General features: G+C 61.2%; 20 protein-coding genes and 1 tRNA gene. 5 read left to right on the plus strand and 16 right to left on the minus strand.

From position 1 onward, the window contains the following. Nucleotides 1-44: 44 nt before the first annotated feature. The 7 genes from pqqA to ACIPZF_RS09760 form a co-directional block, all read right to left on the minus strand. Nucleotides 45-116 carry a pyrroloquinoline quinone precursor peptide PqqA gene (gene pqqA, locus ACIPZF_RS09730; protein WP_008365141.1) on the minus strand — a complete coding sequence of 24 codons (72 nt, stop codon included), beginning with the start codon at nt 114-116 and terminating at the stop codon, nt 45-47. Nucleotides 117-345: 229 nt separating this feature from the next. Further along, nucleotides 346-2,631: a pyrroloquinoline quinone biosynthesis protein PqqF gene (gene pqqF, locus ACIPZF_RS09735; RefSeq protein ID WP_400798246.1), complete on the minus strand. Its 2,286-nt coding sequence runs from the start codon at nt 2,629-2,631 to the stop codon at nt 346-348. A gap of 10 nt (nt 2,632-2,641) precedes the next feature. Beyond that, the gene (locus tag ACIPZF_RS09740) at nt 2,642-3,436 is read right to left on the minus strand and encodes a carbon-nitrogen hydrolase family protein (protein WP_400798249.1); all 795 of its coding nucleotides are present in this window, start codon (nt 3,434-3,436) and stop codon (nt 2,642-2,644) included. 15 nt (nt 3,437-3,451) lie between these two features. Next, nucleotides 3,452-5,134, minus strand: a complete 1,683-nt coding sequence (locus ACIPZF_RS09745; RefSeq protein ID WP_400798250.1) for a flavin monoamine oxidase family protein — start codon at nt 5,132-5,134, stop codon at nt 3,452-3,454. Nucleotides 5,135-5,295: 161 nt separating this feature from the next. Further along, a complete protein-coding gene (locus ACIPZF_RS09750; RefSeq protein WP_400798253.1) occupies nt 5,296-5,610 on the minus strand; it encodes a helix-turn-helix domain-containing protein in 315 nt (104 codons plus the stop codon). Next, nucleotides 5,588-6,001, minus strand: a complete 414-nt coding sequence (locus tag ACIPZF_RS09755) for a toxin (RefSeq protein ID WP_400798256.1) — start codon at nt 5,999-6,001, stop codon at nt 5,588-5,590. Before ACIPZF_RS09755 ends, ACIPZF_RS09750 begins: the two co-directional genes overlap by 23 nt. Nucleotides 6,002-6,166: 165 nt before the next feature. Then, a complete protein-coding gene (locus ACIPZF_RS09760; RefSeq protein WP_400798259.1) occupies nt 6,167-6,628 on the minus strand; it encodes an Lrp/AsnC family transcriptional regulator in 462 nt (153 codons plus the stop codon). Between the two features lie 121 nt (nt 6,629-6,749). On the opposite strand from ACIPZF_RS09760, the gene ACIPZF_RS09765 reads away from it, so the two are divergent. Together ACIPZF_RS09765 and ACIPZF_RS09770 are read left to right on the plus strand one after the other, a co-directional pair. Next, nucleotides 6,750-7,304 (plus strand): serine acetyltransferase, encoded by a 555-nt coding sequence (locus ACIPZF_RS09765; RefSeq protein WP_400798261.1) that lies wholly within the window; start codon nt 6,750-6,752, stop codon nt 7,302-7,304. Nucleotides 7,305-7,402: 98 nt separating this feature from the next. After that, entirely contained in the window at nt 7,403-8,056 is a 654-nt protein-coding gene (locus ACIPZF_RS09770; protein WP_400798264.1) for a hypothetical protein, read from the plus strand. Between the two features lie 47 nt (nt 8,057-8,103). On the opposite strand, the gene ACIPZF_RS09775 is transcribed toward ACIPZF_RS09770, so the two are convergent. The 5 genes from ACIPZF_RS09775 to rpsU all read right to left on the minus strand — a co-directional run bounded on the left by ACIPZF_RS09775 (nt 8,104) and on the right by rpsU (nt 16,481). Further along, nucleotides 8,104-8,180: transfer RNA gene (locus ACIPZF_RS09775), tRNA-Ile, on the minus strand. A 16-nt stretch (nt 8,181-8,196) separates the two neighbouring features. After that, nucleotides 8,197-11,940, minus strand: a complete 3,744-nt coding sequence (locus ACIPZF_RS09780; RefSeq protein ID WP_400798267.1) for an EAL domain-containing protein — start codon at nt 11,938-11,940, stop codon at nt 8,197-8,199. Between the two features lie 121 nt (nt 11,941-12,061). Next, complete coding sequence (rpoD, locus tag ACIPZF_RS09785) at nt 12,062-13,912, minus strand: RNA polymerase sigma factor RpoD (RefSeq protein WP_400798270.1); 1,851 nt, start codon at nt 13,910-13,912, stop codon at nt 12,062-12,064. Nucleotides 13,913-13,979: 67 nt separating this feature from the next. Next, nucleotides 13,980-15,962 (minus strand): DNA primase, encoded by a 1,983-nt coding sequence (gene dnaG, locus ACIPZF_RS09790; RefSeq protein ID WP_400798273.1) that lies wholly within the window; start codon nt 15,960-15,962, stop codon nt 13,980-13,982. Between the two features lie 303 nt (nt 15,963-16,265). After that, the gene (gene rpsU / locus ACIPZF_RS09795; protein WP_003255575.1) at nt 16,266-16,481 is read right to left on the minus strand and encodes a 30S ribosomal protein S21; all 216 of its coding nucleotides are present in this window, start codon (nt 16,479-16,481) and stop codon (nt 16,266-16,268) included. A 204-nt stretch (nt 16,482-16,685) separates the two neighbouring features. On the opposite strand from rpsU, the gene tsaD reads away from it, so the two are divergent. Then, complete coding sequence (tsaD, locus tag ACIPZF_RS09800) at nt 16,686-17,711, plus strand: tRNA (adenosine(37)-N6)-threonylcarbamoyltransferase complex transferase subunit TsaD (protein WP_400798276.1); 1,026 nt, start codon at nt 16,686-16,688, stop codon at nt 17,709-17,711. Between the two features lie 16 nt (nt 17,712-17,727). Here the strand turns inward: tsaD and plsY are convergent, their stop codons facing one another. Then, nucleotides 17,728-18,297 carry a glycerol-3-phosphate 1-O-acyltransferase PlsY gene (gene plsY, locus ACIPZF_RS09805; RefSeq protein ID WP_400798279.1) on the minus strand — a complete coding sequence of 190 codons (570 nt, stop codon included), beginning with the start codon at nt 18,295-18,297 and terminating at the stop codon, nt 17,728-17,730. Nucleotides 18,298-18,371: 74 nt separating this feature from the next. Here plsY and folB point away from each other — a divergent pair, with 74 nt between their 5' ends. Continuing rightward, nucleotides 18,372-18,728 (plus strand): dihydroneopterin aldolase, encoded by a 357-nt coding sequence (gene folB / locus ACIPZF_RS09810; protein WP_400798282.1) that lies wholly within the window; start codon nt 18,372-18,374, stop codon nt 18,726-18,728. Next, nucleotides 18,719-19,228, plus strand: a complete 510-nt coding sequence (gene folK, locus ACIPZF_RS09815) for a 2-amino-4-hydroxy-6-hydroxymethyldihydropteridine diphosphokinase (protein WP_400798284.1) — start codon at nt 18,719-18,721, stop codon at nt 19,226-19,228. Before folB ends, folK begins: the two co-directional genes overlap by 10 nt. A gap of 95 nt (nt 19,229-19,323) precedes the next feature. Here the strand turns inward: folK and ACIPZF_RS09820 are convergent, their stop codons facing one another. The 3 genes from ACIPZF_RS09820 to ACIPZF_RS09830 are packed head-to-tail and all read right to left on the minus strand — an operon-like array spanning nt 19,324 to nt 23,324. Beyond that, nucleotides 19,324-20,430, minus strand: coding sequence for a multifunctional CCA addition/repair protein (locus tag ACIPZF_RS09820; protein WP_400798286.1), 1,107 nt, complete (start codon nt 20,428-20,430; stop codon nt 19,324-19,326). Nucleotides 20,431-20,487: 57 nt separating this feature from the next. Beyond that, nucleotides 20,488-22,056 carry a SpoVR family protein gene (locus tag ACIPZF_RS09825; protein ID WP_400798289.1) on the minus strand — a complete coding sequence of 523 codons (1,569 nt, stop codon included), beginning with the start codon at nt 22,054-22,056 and terminating at the stop codon, nt 20,488-20,490. Further along, nucleotides 22,053-23,324 (minus strand): YeaH/YhbH family protein, encoded by a 1,272-nt coding sequence (locus ACIPZF_RS09830; protein ID WP_400798291.1) that lies wholly within the window; start codon nt 23,322-23,324, stop codon nt 22,053-22,055. The genes ACIPZF_RS09825 and ACIPZF_RS09830 overlap by 4 nt, the downstream gene beginning before the upstream one ends. Between the last annotated feature and the right edge of the window lie 93 nt (nt 23,325-23,417).

The raw sequence follows: 23,417 nt of genomic DNA on the forward strand, positions 1-23,417 counted from the left end.
CGACGACGCCCCGGCGGGCCGAGGCGTCGTGGTGCAAGCTGGGCTTAGCGGCTGGCGAAGTACATGGTCACTTCGAAGCCGATACGCAGGTCAGTGTATGCAGGTTTGGTCCACATGGGCGTTCTCCTTCAGATGGGTTGGGGCATGTCAGCTACTAGATTGGTTGCCGCCTGGAGCAGGAGGTTCCATTGGCTGAGATAGCGTTATCTTACAAGAAAATTATGTACCGAAAGGTTAATTCTTGGAAAAGGGCCCTTGCGGTAAATGTAACAATCCCTGTAGGAGCGGCTTCAGCCGCGAACACCGGCGAAGCCGGTGCCATCCAACGCGTCAGTCGTTTCGCGGCTAAAGCCGCTCCCACTGGTTGGGGGCAGGCGCGTTTGCCAGGCACAGCCAGTTGGATTGGGCGTTGAGCAGCGAGCTTGATAGGGCGTCCAGATCCGCTTGTCGCATCATCAGAATAGACCGGCGCAGCGCAGGCAGGTCGTCGGTTTGTGTCGCCAGGTGTGTCTGCCATGCCCATTCGGCGACGTCGGCGTTGGCCATCGCCGATTCGTCGAATTGTTCGGCCAAGGCTTGGCGGGCAGCGGGGTCAAGGGTTACGCCTTGGCGCAGCAGGGTTGCCAGATGATCGAGGATTTCGGCTTGGGTCGCGTGGGGCGATTGCACGCCGAACAACAGGCCGCCGACGCCTTCGATCTGACGAAAGGTACTGAACACTGCATAGCCGAGTTGCAGCTCCACGCGCAGCCGTTGGTACACCGGCCCCTGCAGCAATTGAGCGAGGAGGCGGCCGCAGGCCTGCTGATCGGCAGGCACGGGGCAGAACAGCAACAGTGCGTGTTCAGTGCCCGGCACCTGCGCATGGTGCCAGCGGCGGCCCTGCCAGCGGGGCACGGCAACGGGGGCGCCGATCTGGCCGGGGCACGCTTGTAGCACGGTGCTCAGTGATTGCAGGGCGACAGCATCGAAGCCGACGGCCAGGCCGTGCCATTGGCTGTCGCGCCAGGCGTCGTCCAGCGCCTGCTGATCGAGCGGGGCGCCCGGTTGTGGCATTGGCGTCGCGCCTACCAGCGCATCGGGCAATTGCTTGAGCAGGGCTCTGATCGGAATCAGGGCGGGTTGCTGTTCTGCAGGTAGCGCCCACTCATGGGCTGAGCGCAACTGCGCCAGGGCACGCTCGACTGCGCCGACAACGGCGGCAGGCTGACCGCTGCAGCGGAGTTGCCAGGTCTCACCCACGGTGCTCGATTGCAGCTGCAATGAAGCGCGCTCGCAACGTGCCAGAAGGGGCTGCAAAGCGCGATCGAGCACGTCATAGAGGGGCTGGTGGAGTGACGCGGGCACCTTCCAGCGCAGATAAACCGCGGCGTACTGGCGGGTTGTGGGGAGCAGATCGCTGACCGCCAGCGCTGCAGGTCGCGGCTGTGCCTGGGTGGCAGGCAAGTCGGCAAGTAGCAGCGAGTCAGGTGCAGGCAACTGCCATTGCCCACCTTCACGGCGTGGCAGGTCTTCGAGTAACGCCCGCAGCGCCAGCAGCCCTTGTGCATCCAATGCCGCGAACGGCAGCCCTGCACTGTCGCGGCGGGCCAGATCAAGCGGGCTGGCGCTGCGTGCCTGGTTTTCTTGCAGCAGGCTGAATTGGGCGTTGAGTTGCTCAGGATCGACCTGGCGGATGAAGTCGAACCAACCCAGCAGCAGGTCGCGAGCTTGCTCGGAACAAACGTCGGCACCGAGCTTCAGGTCGATATGCCAAAGCATCTGGCCGGCGAAGCTGTACAGTGGCTCGGCTTTGAAGCCTTGCAGCCACCCGCGCTGGCGCAAGGCATCGAGCCAAGTGCCCGGTCTGCTGTCGCTCAGACAGGCAATCAATGCCTCCAATGCGTGATCGGCACCTGGTGGCAGGCTTTCGTGTGCAAACACCAGGCTGGTCGACCTGTGGGTGAGAGCTGGCGGCTGAATTTGCGCAGCCCGTTCCCCAGGCGCAAACAGCCCCGCGAACCGCCTGCCGAGCAGTTCCAGCTCATCCAGCGATTGCGGGCCGCACAGGCTCAAGGTGATCTGTCCACCTCGATAGAAGCGTTGATGAAAACCTGCGAGGGCTTGCTGGAACGCTGGTTCCTGAAGAGCCAGGGTGTGCCGATTGCCAGCATGAAAACCGCTCAGCGGATGCGTGGGTGCCACTGACTGCAGGAGGGTGTAGCGCTTTTGCGCCTGCGGGTTGCGTGACCAGGCGATGAACTCGGCATGTATCACCTCCCGCTCACGGCGCTGGCGCTCGATGCTCAAGTCCGGCTCGGCGAGCATCTGGCACAACCGCTCCAGCCCCCCGGCCAAAGCGGCGGGTGGCACTTCGAAGAAGAAATCGGTGGCGCGTTCGCCAGTGCTGGCATTGACCTGACCGCCAAGCGCCTGGACGTAGCGCATCAAGCCGTCATCCAGCGCAAAGCGCTTGGTGCCCAGGAAGAAAAGGTGTTCGAGAAAATGCGCCAGCCCCGGCCATTTCACCGGGGCGTCGTGGCTGCCGGCATGCACCCGCAGGGCTGCAGCCGCGCGCTTGAGCCGCGGCGCATGGCGCAGGGTAAGGTGCAGGCCGTTGGCCAGGGTGAGCGCACGGAGGGCGTCAGGCATGGGCGTTCACTCAGCCCCTGCGCAGGTGCAGTTCCTGGCGCAGGTCAGCCAGATACGGAAACGCTTCGCGTCCCTTCATCACCCGATCATGCTCGATGTCCGCCAGCAACTGGCACTCATCGCGCCCAGCCATGGCCAACAGGCTGCCGTCCGGCCCGATGATGCTGCTCTGCCCGCAATACTGGATTTCACCCTCGGCCCCGCAATAGTTGGCGTACACCAAGTAGCACTGGTTTTCCTGCGCCCGCGAGCGCACCGTCACCTGGCAGACGAAATCGTAGGGCGTCATGTTCGCTGTCGGCACCAGGATCAGCTCGGCCCCGCTCAATGCCAGGCGCCGGGCATTCTCCGGGAACTCGATGTCGTAGCAGATCAGCAACCCGACTTTCCAGCCTGCGAGCTCGACCACGGGGAAGTGGTCGGCTCCCGCGCTGAACATTGCCCGATCCAGCTCGCCGAACAGGTGCGTCTTGCGGTAGTTGCACAGGCTGCGGCCATGGGCATCGATCAACTGCACGCTGTTGTAGATTGTCCCGTCATCAGCACGCTCAGGGTAGCCGTAGACGATGGCGATACCGTGCGCCTGGGCGATCTCCACCACTTCCAGGGCCGATGGACCATCGTCCGTCTCGGCCAACCGTTCGACCTGCTTCAAACCGATGTTGTAGCCGCTCAGGAACATCTCCGGGCACACCAGCAACTGCGCACCACGCTCGGCCGCCCGTTGCGCCTGATGGCGCAGCCGTTGCAGGTTGCCGGGCACGTCCAGCGGATTGGGTGCGCCCTGGAACAGAGCGATACGCATGCTGCCTCCTTGATTTCAGTCGGCCAGGGCGATGGGCCCGAGTTCATCGAACACATCGCCTGGGCCTGGATTGTCCGGGTGGGTGTGGCCACCGAAGTGATTCATGATACCCCACACGGCATTGAGCGAGGTCTGCACCGCGCCTTCGACCCAGGCCGGCGTCCATGACACGTCGTCGCCAGCAATGAACATGCCGCGCTGTTCGGCTGGCATGTCTTGCTGCATGAAATGCGCGTACATGCGCTGGTTATAGCGGTAGTGGCCCGGCAACGCGCCCTTGAAGGCACCGAGGAAGTGCGGGTCGGCCTCCCAGGAAATGGTGATCGGGTCGCCGATGATGTGCCCGGCGATGTCGGTTTTTGGGTAGATCTTCTTCAAGGCATCCAGGGCCAGCTGCACGCGCTTTTCGACCGGGTGCGGCAGCATTTTCAAGGCGTCGCTCATCCACGCGTAGGACAGGCAGATGACGCCCGGCTTGTCGTCGCCGTTGTCGAACAGGTAGGTGCCGCGGGTCAGGCGGTCGGTGAGGGTCATGCTCATCAGGTCACGACCGGTTTGAGGGTCCTTGTCCTTCCAGAAGGGGCGGTCGACCATGACGAAGGTCTTCGATGACTGCATGTAGCGGGTGCGGTCCAGGGCCATCCACATCTTTTGCGAGAACAGCGACTCTTCGCAGTCGATCTGCGTGGTCAACAGCCAGCTCTGACAGGTGGCGAGCACGGCGCCGTAGTGGCGGGTGTCGCCCCAGTTGTCGGTCACCGCCAGGCGCCCATCGGCAGCACGGGCGATGCGCTTTACCCCGGTACGCGGCGCACCGCCATGCAGCGAGCTCAGGCTGGTGCCCTCGGGCCAATGCGCGCAACGCTCCGGTACATGACGCCAGATGCCTTGCGGCACCTGCTCCACGCCGCCGACGATCAGGTGTTGGTGATCGTCGCAGTTGGTCATCACCACGCGGAAGATTTCCAGCATCGAGTTGGGGAAGTCCGAGTCCCAGCCTCCCGTACCGAAACCGACCTGGCCGAACACCTCGCGGTGCTGGAAACTCAGCTTGGCGAACGAACGCGAAGTGGCGACGAAGTCATAGAAGGTGCGGTCGTCCCACAGCGGCACCAGCGTGTTCCACAGTGCTTTGAGGCGCGGAACATCGCGCTCGCGAATCGCCTGCTGAATATCGGCGAACTGCGCGCCGCTTTCCAGCGCGTCGGCCCAGGCGTCGGCCACCTCGTGGAAGAGCGCGGGCAGGTCGCTGGCCTTCTCGGCGTAGTAGGTCTGGCCTTCGAGGTCGATGACCGTGCTGCGCGAAGCGGGAGTCAGCGGGTTGGGGAATGGCTTGGTCTCCAGGCCCAGCTTGTCGACATAGTGATAGAAGGCGGTGGAGGACACCGGAAAGCGCATGCCGCCGAGTTCGGCGATGATCCCATCGGTACCGTTGAAGGCCTGCGAACGCAGCCGGCCACCGAGCTTCGACGCTTCGTACACTACCGGTTTGAGGCCGAGTTTCATCAACTCGTAGGCCGCCACCAACCCGGCGATGCCGGCGCCGACGATGGCGACTTCTTCACCGTGCCTTGCTGCCGGGATGCTGCCCAGGCCGGCCGGGTGCTCCAGCCAATCGTCGAAACCGAACGGAAAATCCGGACCAAAGATGGTGATGGGCTTTTTGCCGTCGGCGGGGTGGCGGTTGTTCTTGTTCATGAAGTGACCTTGCCAGAGCGGCTGCGCGGGGGCGGAGCCTGAGTATAGGAGATGCCTGGTGGTCATTTTATGAAGCGGGGTGGTCGTTAATAAGATGCAGAGTGATGGCTAATTGTAGCTTTGGGTGTCGTAATGACGAACCTATGCTGATTAATGACGAATCAAGTCAGTGCGGCCAATCGATCTACTGTTTCCGGGAATTTCTGTACCAGCCGGATCAACGCGATTGCCTGGGCATTGGGCCTGGAGCGTCCTTGTTCCCAATTTTCGAGCGTACGGGCGTTGGTTCTCAGATAATTCGCGAAAAGTGCGCGTGACATGTTCAAGCGCTCGCGCAATTCAATCAGCTCGTTGGGTGCCAGGGGGGCCAACTCCTGGAACGTGACCTTGTGCGTGCGAAGGGTCATTTTCCCTGCGCGCTCATTTGCCAGCGCGTCGAAGCCTTCGGTAAGTTCAGTGAAGAGGTTGCGGGGCATGAATTGTCCTCATCAGATATTCGCGTTCAAGCAGGTTTTTCAGCGTCTTGCGCTGAGGATCGCTTAGGTCATCCTGCACATCCTTCCCGTACAGCGTGAATAACCAAAACTGAAAACCTGGTGACCAGTAGTAGTAAATGACCCGGATGCCGCCTCGCTTGCCTTTGTGACGGTCTGGATCAGAGAAACGGATTTTCCGGAGGCCACCGGTACCTTTGATCAGGTCTCCCGAACAGGGAGACTTCAACAGAATTTGCTGTAGTGAGCGGAATTCGTCATCGCTCAGATACGTGGACCGGTGGCGTTCGAAAGGCGGCAACTCGACAAAAATGGCATCCTTGTAGTGTACGTTATCTGCGTATAGTCTGAAGGGGCTTGAGCGACCCGTCAATGGGCTGCCTTTTCCAGCCTATACCCGTAGGTGCCATGTGCGAGCACCATTGAGTTGCACCGTGTAACGAGTTTCAGGAGATGTCTGGAATTACCAAATAATCGTTAAATTCCAATGAATTAGGGATTTTTCCTACGATGGTCGTCGACCTGAGATGACTGCCAATCATCTCGGCTGCCCACGATCCACCTTGCTGCTCAGGATGATCGAAGTCGTGGTCTTCTCAACCCCTTCGACGCTGCCGATCTGGTCGAGTAGCTGGTCCAGTTGTTCCGGTGAATCGCTGCGCAGCCAGGCCACATAATCGAACTCGCCGCTCACCGCGCACAGCTGCTGCACCTGCCCCATGGCACTCAGGCGGCGTACCACTTCCTTGCCTGAACGCGGCTGCACCTTGATCCCGACATAAGCCTGCAGCCCACCATCAATCAGCCGCTGGCCCAGGCGCACACCGTAGCCGGTGATGACCTTGCCTTTCTCCAGCCGCGCCAGGCGCGAATTGACCGTGGTGCGGGCGATGCCCAATTGGCGGGCGAGGGTGGCGACGCTCTCGCGGGCGTTGATCTGCAGCAGAGCGATCAGCTGGCGGTCGATTTCGTCGAGGGTGATGGTGCGGGCGTCCGGCATGGCGAGTCTCTGCGGTGGGCTCGCTAGCCTAGCCAGCCAGTGGCAGGCAGATCAAGCGCAAGGGCTGCACCACTGCCGATATTGCGGCATTATGGTCGGGCAGTCTCAGTGGACCCACGTTGTGAATCTTGAAATCTTGATGGAATGCTGGCGACAGGAAGTTTCCAACAAGAAAAAAACCGGGCGCCGGATCAGCCTACTGTTCAACGTCCTGCGTCGCGCCCGCAAGGACAACAAACTGCGCTTTCTCTTCGCCTACCGCCTGGCGCAGTACCTCGATGGCTGCGGCCGCCTGGGCAGGCGCTACGCCCGTGGCATGCAGCAGCGGCTCAACCTGAAATATGCGGTGGATATCGACATCGGGGCGCAGATCGCCCCAGGCCTGCGCATCGCTCATTTGCCTGGGGTCGTGATCACTCGTCATGTGAGCATCGGGCGCAACTTCTTCATCCGCCAAAACTGCTCGATCGGTATCAAGACGCTGGGCCTGGAGCACTACGCGCTGCATATTGGCGATAACGTCAGCCTGGGTGCCAATAGCTGCATCATCGCCGATCAGATAGACATTGGCGACAATGTGGTCATTGGTGCCATGTCGCTGGTCACGCGGGATATCGAAGCGGGCTGCACCTTCTACAATCCGCGAGAAACGAAGATCGCTACCCGTAAGCATTAATACTTAGTTACTTGATAGCTTTGTGATGCCATTCGCTGCTCGTTATCATTCGTGCTGGTCCGCTGGTTGCGGACAGGTACGATTTAAAGGATTGATGGGTGAGCAAGGTTCATTTCGACGTAAATGCCGTCTACTGCATTTCGCTGGACACACGCGCTGACCGCCGCGCGTTGTTTCAGCAAAGCATTGCCACACAGCTCGACAACCCCGTGACGTTCCACGTCGTAGAGAAAGACAAGGATCCGCAACGGGGCTGCTACGAGTCGCATCAGCAGCTTGCCCAGCATGCTCTGGCTCAAGGGCTGGAGCGGATTCTGGTGTTCGAGGATGACGTCAAGCACTACGAGCTGAAGGCTTCCCGGGTACGTTGGGTGAACCGTTTCATGCGTTCACATCGTTTCGAGGCTCTGCACCTGGGTTACTCGATGGGACGTACCTGGCTCACCTGGTTTCCCTTCATTGCTCGCGGCAGGGTGGTTGCCTTGCATGCCTATGTGCTGTCGCGCGAGGGTTGCCGGATACTGGCCAATACGCCATACGCGGGCGAGCCGGTCGATGTCATGTTCAAACGCAGGATCAAGCAGCACTGCGTGTTCCCGATGATGTTCCGCCAGCACGCGGCGGCTGTGACGGGCAGTGATCTGGAAGCGGTCGTGTGCAATGAAGATGCGTGGTGGGAAAAGAATTGGCGCAAGCATTGGCGTTCGCCGTTGAAGAATCTGTGGCGGACGGCGTTGCGTCTGGATTTCTGAGTCTTGAAAACGAAAAAGCCGCGCAGTCTGCGCGGCTTTTTCATGTCTGGTGGGCCCACACGGACTCGAACCGTGGACCAAAGGATTATGAGTCCTCTGCTCTAACCAACTGAGCTATAGGCCCTCAGTAAGTGCCCGGATTATAACGAGGGTTTTGAAAGCGTGCCATCCGAAAGATCGCTTAGTGCTATACGAAGAAACGTTGCGGCAAATTCATCAGGTGGCAGCGGCAGGCTGACGATATAGCCCTGAATCTGTTCGCACCCTTCGACCGCCAGGAAGCGCTGTTGCGCCAGGTTTTCCACTCCTTCAGCAATGATCGTCAGCTGCATGCTGCGGCCGAGCGCGATGATGGCCCGGGCGATAGCTGCGTCATGGGGGTCGTCAGGCAATCCTCGGATGAACGATTTGTCGATCTTGAGGATGTCCAGCGGCAGGCGCTTGAGATAGCTCAGTGACGAGTAGCCGGTACCGAAATCGTCGATCGCCAGTTGCACGCCCAACTGCTTGAGCTGATGCAGCACGGCCAGGGCTTCTTCGGCCTGGCTCATGATGAAGTTCTCGGTGATCTCCAGTTGCAGGTCGCCGGCCTTGAGATTGTAAGTCTTCAGCAATTGCTCGATGCGTTTGGCCAGGCCATGGTGGCGCAGTTGCGCGCCGGCGAGGTTGATCGACAGCGGGCCGAAGGCTTGATAGTCCCGCTTCCACTGATGCATTTGCTGGCAAGCCTGTTCCAGTACCCAATCTCCGAGCTGAAGGATTGTGCCGTTCTCCTCGGCGAGGTGGATGAAGTGCTCTGGCGGGACTTCACCGAAGGTTGGGTGATTCCAGCGGATCAGCGCTTCGGCGCCCACCAGGGTCTGGGTCTTGAGGCTGAACTTGGGCTGGTAGCACAAGCTCATTTCGTTGCGTTCCACGGCGCGACGCAGTTCGTGCTCAAGGGCGATGCGTTCGCTGGCCTGGGCTGTCAAGTCACGGGTGTAGGCTTCAACGCGGTTGCGGCCCTTGGCCTTGGAGCGGTACATGGCGGCGTCGGCGTTGCGGATGAGTGTGGCGACGTCGGTGCCGTCCTGGGGGTAAAGGCTGATGCCGATGCTGGCACTGGTGAAGAACTCGTGCTCGCCGGCCTGGAAGGGCGCGCTGAAGCAGGCCAGCAGTTTGTTGGCGATGGCGCTGGCGTCGCTGGGTTTGTGCAGGCCGGGCAGCAGGATGATGAACTCGTCGCCGCCCAGACGCGCTACGGTGTCGACATCGCGCACCTGCTCCTTGAGGCGCTGGGCGATGCCTTTGAGCAGCAAGTCGCCGACCGGGTGGCCAAGGCTGTCGTTGATGTGCTTGAAGCGGTCCAGGTCGAGGAACAATACCGCGCCCTGACGGTTGGACACTTGCGCGCAGGTGAGCACGGCCGATAGGCGATTCTCGAACAGGGCACGGTTGGGCAGCCCGGTGAGCGGGTCGTGGTGGGCCTGGTAGTCGAGCTTGGCCTGGGCGTGCTTGAGGCTGGAAATGTCGGCGAACACGGCAACGAAGTGGGTAACTTCGCGGTCGCTGTTGCGCACGGCGCTGATGGTCAGCCAGCCAGGGTAGAGTTCGCCGTTCTTGCGCTTGTTGTAGATTTCACCTTGCCAGTGGCCCTCGTCGGTGAGCTGGTGCCACATGGCGGCGTAGAAAGCGCTGTCGTGCTGGCCGGAGGCGAGCAGGCGCGGGGTCTGGCCGAGCGCCTCGATTTCGCTGTAACCGGTAATCTCGCTGAAGGCGCGGTTGACTGCGCTGATGCGCTGGTCGATGTCGGTGATCAGCACGCCTTCGGCGGTATTCTCGAACACAGTGGCCGCCAGTTGCAGTTTTTCCTGCATCAGGTGGCGTTCGGTAATGTCGCGGGCCATGGTCAGCATGCAGTCGACGCCGCCGATCGGCAGCGGCCGAGCAGACAGCTCGCAGAGGCGGATCTGACCATCGCTGCGGCGGATATGGCAGCTGAAGTCGCGCACGAAGCCTTCACGGGCGAGCTGGTCGATCAGCCGTTTGCGTTCGTTCAGGTCCACCCAGATGCCCAGGTCGAACGAAGTCTGATCGATGTTCGGATTGAGGTCGTAACCGGTCAGGCGGCAGAAGCCTTCGTTCACTTCCAGCAGCAGGCCATCGCTCTGGCGCGACAGCAACAGGCCGTCGGGCGAGGCGTGGAATGCCTTGGCGAATTTTTCTTCAGAGGTTTGCAGCTGTTGCTGGGTTTCTTTCAGCTGACTGATGTCGCGCACGGCCACCACGAAGGCCAGGGTGCCATCGAGTTCAAAGGTTTCAGCGGAGGTCAGGCCGGTGAACATTTGCCCATTGCTACGGCGGAAGCTCATTTCCAGGTTGCGGATGCCGCCTTGGTGCAGGCGTTCGAGCAGTACCGGCCCTGTGCCTTGCACACCCCACAAGTCGAGCTCGGTAGCCGTGCGGCCTATCACTTGCCCTGGTGTCAAGCCAATCTGCTCCTCAAAGGCCTCATTCACCTCCAGCAAGCAGCCGTCGCTGTGCCGGGCAATCAGCAGGATGTCAGGGCACTGCTGAAAGACCGAGGCAAATTTCTGTTCCGATAGGCGCAGGGCATCCTCGGTACGTTTGGTCTCGCTGATATCGATCATCAGCCCACGCATCACCGGCCGGTGGCCGTGTTCGATCATGCTGACGATATTGCGTACCCAAATCGCCTGGCCGTCAGCGCACATCACCCGGTAATCCAGGCTGTGATCGCGGCCCGCTGCCGTTTCGCTTTCGCAGTAGGCCTGGGCCCAGAGTGCGTCTTCCGGGTGCAGGATGCTGCGCCAGAAGCCAGGTTTGAGCCAGTCATGAAGGGGGTAGCCCAACAGGTCTTCGGCATGCGGCGAAACGTAGCTGTAGGTGAAGTCGTTGGCGTCGGCCTCCCAGGCGATCGCGGAAAGGCTTTCGATCAGGCCGCGGTAGTGGTACTCACTGCTGCGCAACTCCTGTTCCAGCGCGATGCGGCGGGAGATCTCCGAACTGAGGCGGCGATTGATGCGGATCACCGCAGCGAGGATGGCGACCAGCAGCAGGACGGCGGGCAGGCCATAGATGAGCATGTCGTGCCAGAAGGTGCGCTGGTCCACTACATTGCCCACCCAACGCTGCTGGATCTGGCTGATCTCATCGCTGGACATGTCGGCCATGACCTTGTCGAGGATGCCGATGAGGATCTTTTTATCGCGCGGGGCGGCCATGGCCAGCTGGTAGCGATAGGGCGTTTCGCCACTGACATACAAACCGTCGAGTTTGAGCTGGCGCAGGCTCCAGATGCTCGAGGCGAGGTCACCGACCACTGCATCCACTTCGTCGGTGGCCAAGGCCTGCAGCGCCGAGCTGACATTGGGCATGGCCACCAGGTTGAGGTCGGGGTGATGGGTACGCAACAGCTCGTGGGGGGCATAGTTCTCTACCACGGCGATTTTCAGGCCGTACAGATCTTTGAGGGTACGCGGTTGCGGGCCACCTTCGTGAGCGAGGATGACGATGGGGAAATCCAGGTAGGGGCGAGTGAAGGCCAGATACCCCTGGCGTTCTGGGGTCGACATGACGCCAGGCAACAGGTCGATGCGGCTCTCGCGCGCCTGCTGCAACACCTCGGTCCAGCTGCTGGGCTCGATGGGCTTGAGCGTTACACCCAGGCGTTCCTGAAGCAAGGCGATGTAATCGGCGGCCAATCCCTGGTACCGGCCTTCCTGGTCCCGAAATTCGAACGGTGGCCAGGAAGCGTCGACGCCCAGCTTCAACTGCGGGTGGGCAGTCAGCCAGGATTTTTCTTCGTCAGTCAGGGTCAGGGCGCCGGCCGTTGTGTTCCACAAGATCAGGAGCAGCAACAGAATGGCCGGCATTGGCGGCATGGCAGCCTCGCATTCAGATAGTCTGAAGTCGAGTGTAGACGGCCATTCAGCTCAAGGGATAGCTACTTGCCACGACCATCTGTCACATAAGAAAAACCCCGGCCTGGGCCGGGGTTCGTCATCACTCGTCGAGGAAGGAGCGTAGATGCTCGCTGCGGGTCGGGTGGCGCAGTTTGCGCAACGCCTTCGCTTCGATCTGACGGATCCGTTCACGGGTCACGTCAAACTGCTTGCCCACCTCTTCGAGGGTGTGGTCGGTGTTCATGTCGATACCGAAACGCATGCGCAGCACCTTGGCTTCGCGTGCGGTCAGGCCCGAGAGTACGTCGCGGGTCGCTTCCTTGAGGCTTTCGACCGTGGCCACGTCGATCGGGGACTGCATGGTCGAGTCCTCGATGAAGTCGCCCAGGTGCGAATCTTCGTCGTCACCGATCGGCGTCTCCATGGAGATCGGCTCTTTGGCGATCTTGAGCACCTTGCGGATCTTGTCCTCAGGCATCTCCATGCGCTCACCGAGCTCTTCCGGGGTCGGTTCGCGACCCATTTCCTGCAGCATCTGGCGGGAAATGCGGTTGAGCTTGTTGATCGTCTCGATCATGTGCACCGGAATACGGATGGTGCGCGCCTGGTCGGCGATCGAGCGGGTAATGGCCTGACGAATCCACCAGGTGGCGTAGGTCGAGAACTTGTAACCGCGACGGTATTCGAACTTGTCCACCGCCTTCATCAAACCGATGTTGCCTTCCTGGATCAGGTCGAGGAATTGCAGGCCACGGTTGGTGTACTTCTTGGCGATGGAAATCACCAGACGCAGGTTCGCCTCGACCATTTCTTTCTTGGCGCGGCGGGCCTTGGCCTCGCCGATGGACATGCGACGGTTGATTTCCTTGATCTCGGCAACGGTCAGGCCGGTCTCGGTCTCAAGGTCGATCAGCTTCTGCTGGCAAGCGACGATGGCGGCGTTCTTTTCACCCAGGGCGGCAGCCCACTTGGTGTTGCGCTTGGCCAGGTCACCGCTCCAGGTCTGGTCGGTTTCGTTGCTCGGGAACAGGCGCAGGAAGTCGGCACGTGGCATGCGCGCATCACGTACGCACAGCTGCATGATCGCACGCTCTTGCTGACGCAGGCGGCTCAGGGCATCACGTACGCGCTCGACCAGCACGTCGAACTGCTTCGGTACCAGCTTGATCGGCATGAACAGATCAGCCAATGCCTGCATCGCGCCGATGCTCTCGGCATGGTCGCGACCATGCTTTTTCAGCACCTTGAGGGTGTTGACGAGCTGGTCGGATACCGCGCCGAAACGCTGGGCTGCGACGACAGGGTCTGGACCGCTTTCGGTCTCTTCCTCGTCGTCACCGCTTTCGGATTCTTCCTCTTCGTCGTCGGACTCTTCCTTCGCGGCGGCGGCCTTGGCGCCAGGAATCGGCACTTCTTCGGTCGGCGCGGCGATGTTGTCGTCAGGGTCGATATAACCGCTGAGAACGTCGGACAGACGGCCACCTTCGGTGGTGACGCGATTGTATTCGCCGAGGATGTAGTCGACAGTGCCCGGGAAGTGAGCGATGGCGCCCATGACTTCACGGATGCCTTCCTCGATGCGTTTGGCGATTTCGATTTCGCCTTCGCGGGTCAGCAACTCGACGGTCCCCATTTCGCGCATGTACATGCGCACCGGGTCGGTCGTGCGGCCAATATCGGTTTCAACGGCCGCCAACGCTGCTGCGGCTTCTTCGGCCGCGGCTTCGTCGGTGTCGGCTTCCGCCAACAGAAGGGCATCCGCATCCGGAGCACTCTCGAATACGTTGATCCCCATGTCGTTGATCATGCGGATGATGTCTTCCACCTGTTCCGGATCTGAAATATCCTCAGGCAGGTGGTCGTTGACCTCCGCGTAAGTCAGGTAGCCCTGCTCACGACCGCGGGTGATCAACTCTTTGATACGAGACTGCTGTTGCGCTTTTCCGGACATAACACCCTATCCACTGAAGGTCTTGGCGGGCAAAAAACAAGCCGAGGATTATACCCGAGCATGGGCCTCACGCGCCAGATGAGGTCGGCGTTTGTGCGGGAACATTACGGCTCAGCAGGGCGAGAAGCTGTGATTTTTCCTCGCTGGTCAATTCGCTTTGACGTGATTTCCTGAGCAGTTGTTCCAGGCTGCGCTCGCGTTGGCGGGCGGACAAGCTAGTAATGGTGTCGAAAAACTGTTGTTCAAGGCTGTCGGCGACGATCAGCCATTCCTTTTCAGCCAAAGCCCGCAGAAGACGGCCTTGTTCGGTGCCATGCCAGCGTGCGATCAGCTGCATTGAGCTTAGCCCAGGATTTTTCTGCGCGGCTTCGATCAGTGCGACCAGCAATTGGCTGTAGAGGTGTTCTTCATCGGCGAAATGGCTGGCGTCCTCGACCTTGCCGGCCAGCAGCGGGTGATGCAGCAATGTGCGCAATGCCGCGAGCGTCGGGGGCTCCACCGGTGCAGGTGTGCGCGGCGGCGCCTCATCGCGCTGTTGCCAGGGTTTGCCGCCTTTGCGGTTCTTGTCCCAGGGTTTGTCGCTCCATGGCTTCTTGCCGCCGCTCTTGTTCGGCTTCCACTGCTGCTCCTGTTGCGCTGGCGCGTAGTCGTGCTGCGGCATGTCGCCGTAGTCAGGGGTGTAGCTGGCCATGGCGTCGTAGTCGTAGCCAGGGTCATAGTCCGGCACGCTGTTGGCAGCCGGCGCCTGCTGCGCCAGTTGCTCGACCTGTTGCGGGTCCAGGCCGGTGATTTCCTTCAGGCGGTTGCGCATCAGCTGACGCAGGTTGGCGCCGGGGATCTTTTCGATCAACGGTGCAGCCAGCGTTGCCATGTGCGCCTTGCCTTCCAGCGAGCGCGGGTCGGCCTCATTGCTCAACTGCTCGAAGAAGTAGTCGGCCAGCGGCTGTGCGTGCTGGTTGATACGGGCCCTGAAGGCATCGGTGCCTTCGGCGCGCACCAGGCTATCCGGGTCCTCGCCTTCGGGCAGAAACAGGAAGCGCGCCCGGCGCCCGTCCTGCAGGGCCGACAGGGTCGACTCCAGGGCGCGCCAGGCGGCCTTGCGTCCGGCCTGGTCGCCGTCGAAGCAGAACAGTACGCTGGGCACCACGCGGAACAAGCGCTTCAGGTGCTCTTCGCTGGTGGCGGTGCCAAGGGTGGCGACAGCGTTGCGCAGGCCCTGCTGGGCCAGGGCGATGACGTCCATGTAGCCCTCGACCACGATGATTTCGTCGAGGTTGCGGTTGTGCTTGCGCGCTTCGTACAGCCCGTAAAGCTCCTGGCCCTTGTGAAACACCGGGGTTTCCGGGGAGTTGAGGTACTTGGGCTTGTCGTCACCCAGCACCCGCCCGCCAAAGGCGATGATCCGGCCACGGCTGTCGCGGATCGGGAACATCACCCGGTCGCGGAAGCGGTCGTAGCGCTTGCCGCTCTCGGCGTTCTCGATCAGCAGGCCAGCGTCGATCATCACCTTCTGCTGCAGGGTGTCGGCACCCAGGTGCTTGAGCAGGTTATCCCAGCCCGGTGGTGCGAAGCCCAGGCCAAAATCGCGGGCAATTTCCCCGGAAAGGCCGCGGCCTTTGAGGTAGTCCACCGCTGCCTTGCGGGTCGGGTGATTGCGCAGGGCCTGGCGATAGAACTCGGAAGCTGCGTCGAGCAGCGGATACAGCGGCGAGTCGGTCGGCTGGCGCGGCTTCTGGGCGCGACGGCCTTCTTCGCGAGGAACCTCCATGCCGGCGGCGCGGGCCAGTTCCTCGACGGCCTGGGGGAAGTCCAGGTTGTCGTGGTCCATGACGAAGCCGAGGGCATTGCCGCCGGCACCGCAGCCGAAGCAGTAATAGAACTGCTTGTCGGGGCTTACCGTGAAGGAAGGGGTTTTTTCCTTGTGGAACGGGCAGCAGGCCGAATAATTCTTGCCGGTCTTTTTCAGCTGGACGCGCGAACTCACCACGTCGACGATGTCGAGGCGGTTGATCAGGTCGTCAATGAAGCTTTGGGGAATCAGCCCGGCCATGGCAGTCTCGTCATCTGGCAACTGGCAAGTCTAATCGCTAGCGCGCCGTTTGGGGCGAGTGCTGCTAGGGGAAGTGCGAGGGAATGTGTGCTCGTCTGCAGCTACCAGATCAACCGGAGGCTCGTCAGTGAGGACGTGCACGCACTGGTCGAAACCAGCTCTGACGTATGTAATGCGTTATGCCCATTGCGTGCTGCGATGGACGCCTTGCGCTTAGCTGCTCAAGGTTAAAACAGACCGCTGCCATGGGCCCGGCGGTGAGCCGGGCAGGGCAGAAGCTTTGCGTTGAACGCTTGTACTGAATCAGTACAGGCGAACGGCGCGGCGCTGTTCGCGCTGAACTTTCTTGGCGTGACGCTTAACAGCAGCAGCTGCTTTACGCTTACGCTCGGCGGTCGGCTTCTCGTAAAACTCGCGGCTACGAACTTCAGCCAGTACACCGGCTTTTTCGCAGGAGCGCTTGAAACGACGCAGAGCTACGTCGAAGGGTTCGTTCTCTTTAACTTTGACGGCTGGCATCCAGGGCTACCTTAATTCATTACCGGGGTAGACGTGCTCCTGGCAAAACAAAGGTGTGCTGGAGAACGTCGGTTTTCAAGGGTTGCGGATGTTAACCCTTAGTACGCCGGAATGCAAAGCCTCTGATCGAAAACCGCTGGTCGGCACCCGGCACGGGGACTATCATGCGCGGCTTCGAATTCAGCCCCCACAAGGGACGAGCCCATGCTAGTACTGGGATTGGAAACATCCTGCGACGAAACCGGCGTCGCATTATACGACAGTGAGCGCGGTTTGTTAGCCGACGCGCTGTTCAGCCAGATCGACCTGCACCGCGTGTTTGGCGGGGTAGTGCCCGAGCTTGCCTCGCGCGACCACGTCAAGCGCATGCTGCCACTGATCCGTCAGGTGCTGGCCGAGGCAGGTTGCGTGGCCACCGAGATCGATGCCATCGCCTATACCGCCGGCCCTGGCCTGGTCGGTGCACTGCTGGTCGGCGCTTCGTGCGCCCAGGCCCTGGCGTTTGCCTGGGATATTCCGGCGATTGGTGTGCACCATATGGAAGGCCACCTGCTGGCGCCGATGCTGGAGGAAAATCCTCCGCAGTTCCCGTTCGTCGCTTTGTTGGTTTCTGGCGGCCATACTCAGCTGGTTCGAGTCGATGGCATTGGCCAATACGAGCTGCTGGGCGAGAGCCTGGACGACGCCGCAGGCGAGGCATTCGACAAGACTGCCAAGCTGATCGGCCTCAATTACCCAGGCGGCCCGGAAATCGCGCGTCTGGCCGAGCGGGGGGTGCCGGGGCGCTTCAAGTTCCCGCGACCGATGACCGATCGCCCAGGCCTGGCGTTCAGCTTCAGCGGCCTCAAGACCTTCGCCCTGAACACCTGGCAGCAGTGCCGCGATGCGGGTGATGACAACGAGCAGACCCGTTGCGACGTTTCCCTGGCGTTCCAGCAGGCGGTGGTAGAGACACTCACCATCAAGTGCAAGCGCGCCCTGAAGCAGACCGGCCTCAAGCGGCTGGTCATTGCCGGTGGCGTGAGCGCCAACAAGGCGCTGCGCGCATCGCTCGAAGACATGCTCGCCAGCATCAAGGGCAACGTGTACTACGCCCGTCCGCAATTCTGTACCGACAATGGTGCGATGATTGCCTATGCCGGTTGTCAGCGGCTGTTGGCCGGGCAGCAGCAGGACCTGGCGATCAGCGTGCAGGCACGCTGGCCCATGGAGCAGCTGCCGCCTTTGTGAGAAGTGTGCGCGAGCGTCAGAAATGCCGTTCGCGCCCGGCAAAAAGGTCGCGCAGATTGTTGCGGTGGCGCCAGACGATCATCAGGGTCAGCACGCTGATCGGCAGCAACGCTTCGGGCTCGCGCCAGGCCAGCAGGGGCAGGGTCAGTGGTGTAGCCACCAGCGCGGCGAGCGAGCTGGTGCGAGTCAGGTAGAAAGTCAGCAGCCAGGCGCCGATCGCCAGTAATGCGGCGGGGAAGTACAGGCCCATGAGCATGCCTGCCGCAGTCGCCACGCCCTTGCCGCCTTTGAAGCGGAAGTACAGGGGGAACAGATGGCCAAGCACCGCGCAGACGCCGATCCAGGCTTGTTCCTGCAGGTCCAGTCCGGCCAGGCGTGCGAGCAGCACCGGCAACAATCCCTTGCACAGGTCGCCAAGCAGGGTCAGGATCGCCAGTTTACGGCCTGCCAGGCGTAGCATGTTGGTGGCGCCGGCATTGCCTGAACCGCTGGAACGCGGGTCCGGGCTGCCCGTGAGGCGGCTGAGGACGATGGCGAAGGACAGCGAGCCGAGCAGGTAGGCGAGCAGCGCCAGTAACCAAAACATGCTAACTATTCCGGGCGAGGACGCCCTGATTCTAACGGCGCCAGTCGCCCTTGTCGTGCTGTGGAGAGAAGTGCTTGGACAGAGTGTTCATCGAAGGCCTGGAAGTCGAGACCGTCATCGGTGCCTATGACTGGGAACGGGATATTCGCCAGTGTCTGCGCCTGGATCTGAGTTTCGCCTGGGACAATCGCCCGGCAGCGGCCGGGGATGACCTGAGCCTGGCACTGTGTTACGCCAGCATTTCGGCGCGAATCCAGGCGTTTGCCGAGCAGGCGCGTTTCGAACTGGTGGAGACCTTCGCCGAGCGCCTGGCCGCCACCCTGATGGACGAGTTTCACATTCCCTGGGTACGCCTCAAGCTGACCAAACCTGGCGCCGTCCCTGCCGCCCGTGGCGGTGTTGGCGTGGAGATCGAGCGCGGATGTCTCTGAGTACGGTTTACCTTGGCCTTGGCAGTAACACGCAGCGCCACGCGCATCTGTGTGCCGGGCTCGACGCGTTGTCAGCGATTCTCACCGAAATGCGCTGTTCTCCGGCGTTCGAGAGCCAGGCGGTGGGGATCAAGAGCGGCCCGTTCATCAACTTCGTGGTGACCGGCAAGACCGACCTGCCCTTGATGGAGCTGGACCGTCGGCTGAAGTTCATCGAGGCTGACAATGGTCGCTATGCGCCTGAGCGCAAGGGCTTGCCGCTGGATATCGACGTGCTGATGTATGACGATCTGTGCGGTACGTTCGATGGGCTGGTGTTGCCGAGGGCAGAGATTCTGAAGAATGCCTTTGTACTGTGGCCGCTGTCCCTGCTGGCGCCTGAACTGGTGCATCCGGGAGTGGGTAAGTGCATGGCGCAGCTGTGGCAGGAAGCGCAGATTGATCAGGTGTTGGCACCGGTTGCCTTTGAGTGGCGCGGGTTGCAGCTGACGCCAGCTTGAGCCCGTGCCGGCCTCTTCGCGGGGCAAGCCCGCTCCCACAGAGATCCTCGCCGTCCTTGTGGGAGCGGGCTTGCCCCGCGAAGAGGCCGGTGTGTTCAACCGAGCTTGTAAGCCGTGAGGGCCTTCAGCCGCTCACCTTTGAGTGCTTCGCCCAGCCCTTGGCCAGTAAGCCCAGCCTCAACGAGGGGCTTCACATCCACCGCCCGGGCTGCTGCAGCCGCCCCGCGCAAATGGTCAGCCTGTGGATAACTTGACTGGCCCCGCCCCAATGCCCCCATCTGGCACGCGGCGATGAAATCTTCGAAGCGTTGCGGTCGTCGATAAACATCGAATTTTTGCAGCATCTCCAAGAGGATTGAGGCGGACAGTTCCAGTGCCTGATCGGCACGTTCAGCGAACTCCCCGACCAACACCGCCAGTTCCTGGCATTCGCGCGGCGCCTTGAAGCGCTGGTTGAGCGCCTTGATCGCTGCCGGCTCCAAGCCCCGGAGCAAACACGCCCAGCGCACTGATAGCGGCTGCTGGTGCTCTGCTGCCTGCTGCAGCGACGCCAGCGTATCCGCACCATGCGCAAGCTCCGGCATCAGCTCTTCAAGGGCGCCACATTCTCGCAGCACCTGGATGAATACCTGCGGCGCGCTTTCCATCAACGCCCGCTCGATCTCCTTCCAGCTGCGCTCGGCGGTCAGTGCCTGCAGCTCGCCAGAATCGGCAATTTGACGCATCAGCTCCAGCGTTTCGTCAGCGACTTTGAAGCCCTTGGGCGCGTAGCGTGCAGCGAAGCGGGCAACTCGCAATACGCGCAAGGGATCTTCGGCGAACGCCGGGGAAACGTGACGCAAAATGCGAGCTTCGAGGTCGTCCTGGCCGTGATAAGGATCGTAGACAGTCCCCTGTTCGTCCTCCGCCATCGCATTGATGGTGAGGTCGCGACGGATCAGGTCTTCTTCGAGTGTGACGTCTGGGCTGGCATGGAAGGTGAACCCGCCATAGCCGCGCCCGCTCTTGCGCTCGGTGCGCGCAAGCGCGTATTCCTCGCCCGTTTTGGGATGCAGGAAAACCGGGAAATCAGCACCGACAGGGCGAAAGCCTTTAGCGTGCATCTGTTCGACTGTAGCGCCGACCACCAGCCAGTCGATGTCGCTGACCGGGCGCCCGAGCAGGCGGTCGCGCACCGCGCCGCCGACTTTGTAGATTTGCATGTGCAGCCTCCATTACTGCCCACAGGATACCCTGTCGGCAGGAATGGCGGGTGCTGGCTAGAGGTGATGGATGACAGCGAGGTCCATGCGGCCATAGTCGCCGCTGTCCCCATGCTCGCCACGTGGCGGCATGTGGTGGGTCTTGACCACCTGGTCGCCCTGGACGGTCTCCAGATGGATGTCGAAGCCCCACAGGCGGTGCAGGTGCTTGAGCACTTCCTCAGTGGAGTCGCCCAGCGGTTTGCGGTTGTGCTGCTGGTGGCGCAAGGTCAGCGAGCGGTCGCCGCGGCGGTCGATGCTCCATATCTGTACGTTGGGTTCGCGGTTGCCGAGATTGTATTGGGCTGCCAACAATTCGCGGATCACCCGGTAGCCGGCTTCGTCGTGAATGGCCGGCACCAGCAGGTCGTCACGCTGGTCATCGTCGAGGATGCTGAACAGCTTGAGGTCGCGGATCACCTTGGGTGACAAATACTGCAGGATGAAGCTCTCATCCTTGAAGCTGCTCATGGCGAACTTCAGGGTAGATAACCAATCACTGCCGGCAATGTCGGGGAACCAGCGGCGATCCTCCTCAGTAGGGTTTTCGCACATGCGGCGGATATCGGTGTACATGGCAAAACCCAGTGCATAGGGGTTGATGCCACTGTAATACGGGCTGTCGAAACCCGGTTGGAACACGACGCTGGTGTGCGACTGCAAGAACTCCATCATGAAGCCTTCAGTGATCAGGCCTTCGTCGTACAGGTCGTTCATCAGGGTGTAGTGCCAGAAGGTCGCCCACCCTTCGTTCATCACCTGGGTTTGGCGTTGCGGGTAGAAATACTGGGCGATCTTGCGCACGATGCGCACCACTTCTCGCTGCCACGGCTCCAGTAATGGCGCGTTTTTCTCGATGAAATACAGGATGTTTTCCTGAGGCTCGGCGGGGAAGCGCGCATCGTCGCGCTCGCCGCCTTTGTCGGCACTCTTGGGAATCGTCCGCCAGAGGTCGTTGATCTGGCGCTGCAGGTGCTCTTCGCGGTCCTTCTGGCGCCGACGCTCTTCCTCGGCGGAGATGGGATAGGGACGCTTGTAGCGGTCCACGCCGTAATTCATCAACGCGTGGCAGGAGTCGATCAGGTCTTCCACGGCATCGATGCCATGGCGTTCCTCGCACTGGGCGATGTACTGCTTGGCGAACACCAGGTAATCGATGATCGAGGTGGCATCGGTCCAGGTGCGGAACAGGTAGTTGCCTTTGAAGAAGCTGTTGTGGCCATAGCACGCGTGGGCGATCACCAGTGCCTGCATGCACATGGTGTTTTCTTCCATCAGGTAGGCGATGCACGGATCGGAGTTGATCACGATTTCGTAGGCCAGGCCCATCTGGCCGCGGCTGTAGGACTTCTCGGTACTGAGGAATTGCTTGCCGTAAGACCAGTGGTGATAACCCAGCGGCATGCCGACGGAGGCGTAGGCGTCCATCATCTGCTCGGCGGTGATTACCTCGATCTGATTGGGATAGGTATCCAGGGCATAACGTTCGGCCAGGCGGCTGATTTCCCGGTCGTAGGTCTGGATCAGCTCGAACGTCCACTCGGACCCGGTGGAAATGGGTTGGCGTCTCTGTGCTCTGGCGGTCATGTGGCTAACCTGCGCTGGAAGAGTTCACGGAAGACCGGGTAGATATCGCCGGCCGAAACCAACTGCTGCTGGGCGAATGTGTCGGGGAAGGCCTCGCCAATCCGCTCGTACTCGTACCACAGCGCCTGATGCTCACGCGGGGTGATCTCGACGTAAGTGTAGTACTGCACGTGCGGCATGATTTGCTTGGAAAGGATCTCGCGGCAGATGGGCGAGTCATCGTTCCAGTTGTCGCCGTCGGAGGCTTGGGCGGCGTAGATGTTCCAGTCGCTGGCCGGGTAACGTTCGGCCATGATCTCCTGCATCATTTTCAGGGCGCTGGAAACGATGGTGCCGCCGGTCTCGCGGGAGTAGAAGAACTCTTCCTCGTCCACTTCGCGGGCGCTGGTGTGGTGGCGAATGAACACCACCTCGATGCGGTCGTAATTCCGTTTGAGGAACAGGTACAGCAGGATGAAAAAGCGCTTGGCGATGTCCTTGGTGGCCTGGGTCATCGAGCCGGACACGTCCATCAGGCAGAACATCACCGCCTTGGAGCTGGGATTGGGCTGTTTGACCAGCAGGTTGTACTTGAGGTCGAACGTGTCGAGGAAGGGCAGGCGATTGATGCGTGCCTTGAGGCGCTCGATTTCTTGCTCGGTTTCCTGGATATCGGTGAAGTTGTCGGGCTCTTCTACTTTAAGCCGCGCCAGCTCCTTCTGTGCCTCGCGCAGCAGCGCACGGCTGCTGCCGGTCAGGGCGATGCGCCGGGCGTGGGCCGAGCGCAGGGTGCGCACGATATTGATGCGTGACGGGTTGCCTTCGTTGGCAATGCCGGCTCGCACGGTCTTGAAGGTGTCGGCGCCGGTCAGGTGGCGTTTGACCAGGTTGGGCAGTTCGAGGTCTTCGAACATGAATTCGAGGAACTCTTCCTGGGTGATCTGGAAGACGAAATCATCCATGCCGTCGCCGGAATTGCCGGCCTTGCCGCGCCCACCGCCGCCGCCACCGCCTTGCGGCCGGGGGATATGTTCGCCTGCTGTGAATTCCTTGTTACCCGGATGCACGATGGTCTGCTTGCCGCCACGGCCATGGTGCAGCACCGGTTCGTCGATGTCGCGTCCCGGAATGCTGATCTGTTCGCCGTGCTCCATGTCCATGATGGAACGGCGGCTCACGGCCTCTTCGACGGCTTTCTTGATGTGTTCACGGTAGCGCCGCAAAAAGCGCTGGCGGTTGACCGTGCTCTTGTTCTTGCCGTTCAGGCGTCGGTCGATAACGTAGCTCATGGTCCCTCCGGTAGCTGGGAACAGCTGCACGCTTCAAGCTACGAGCTGCATGTAAATCAGCCGCCGCCGCCCGCAGCTGGCAAGCCAGCCTTG

It is taken from the genome of Pseudomonas sp. NPDC089752, from assembly GCF_044748725.1.
In the GTDB taxonomy this organism is placed as follows: Bacteria; Pseudomonadota; Gammaproteobacteria; order Pseudomonadales; family Pseudomonadaceae; genus Aquipseudomonas.

Bases quoted from the DNA above. Each gene is read 5' to 3' on its own strand.
- pqqF (WP_400798246.1), bottom strand. From the start codon at position 2,631: ATGCCTGACGCCCTCCGTGCGCTCACCCTGGCCAACGGCCTGCACCTT.
- ACIPZF_RS09745 (WP_400798250.1), bottom strand. From the start codon at position 5,134: ATGAACAAGAACAACCGCCACCCCGCCGACGGCAAAAAGCCCATCACC.
- ACIPZF_RS09760 (WP_400798259.1), bottom strand. From the start codon at position 6,628: ATGCCGGACGCCCGCACCATCACCCTCGACGAAATCGACCGCCAGCTG.
- ACIPZF_RS09830 (WP_400798291.1), bottom strand. From the start codon at position 23,324: ATGAGCTACGTTATCGACCGACGCCTGAACGGCAAGAACAAGAGCACG.
- dnaG (WP_400798273.1), bottom strand. From the start codon at position 15,962: ATGGCCGGGCTGATTCCCCAAAGCTTCATTGACGACCTGATCAACCGC.
- rpsU (WP_003255575.1), bottom strand. From the start codon at position 16,481: ATGCCAGCCGTCAAAGTTAAAGAGAACGAACCCTTCGACGTAGCTCTG.
- ACIPZF_RS09825 (WP_400798289.1), bottom strand. From the start codon at position 22,056: ATGACCGCCAGAGCACAGAGACGCCAACCCATTTCCACCGGGTCCGAG.
- plsY (WP_400798279.1), bottom strand. From the start codon at position 18,297: ATGTTTTGGTTACTGGCGCTGCTCGCCTACCTGCTCGGCTCGCTGTCC.
- ACIPZF_RS09750 (WP_400798253.1), bottom strand. From the start codon at position 5,610: ATGCCCCGCAACCTCTTCACTGAACTTACCGAAGGCTTCGACGCGCTG.
- ACIPZF_RS09780 (WP_400798267.1), bottom strand. From the start codon at position 11,940: ATGCCGCCAATGCCGGCCATTCTGTTGCTGCTCCTGATCTTGTGGAAC.
- ACIPZF_RS09740 (WP_400798249.1), bottom strand. From the start codon at position 3,436: ATGCGTATCGCTCTGTTCCAGGGCGCACCCAATCCGCTGGACGTGCCC.
- tsaD (WP_400798276.1), top strand. From the start codon at position 16,686: ATGCTAGTACTGGGATTGGAAACATCCTGCGACGAAACCGGCGTCGCA.
- folK (WP_400798284.1), top strand. From the start codon at position 18,719: ATGTCTCTGAGTACGGTTTACCTTGGCCTTGGCAGTAACACGCAGCGC.
- ACIPZF_RS09820 (WP_400798286.1), bottom strand. From the start codon at position 20,430: ATGCAAATCTACAAAGTCGGCGGCGCGGTGCGCGACCGCCTGCTCGGG.
- rpoD (WP_400798270.1), bottom strand. From the start codon at position 13,912: ATGTCCGGAAAAGCGCAACAGCAGTCTCGTATCAAAGAGTTGATCACC.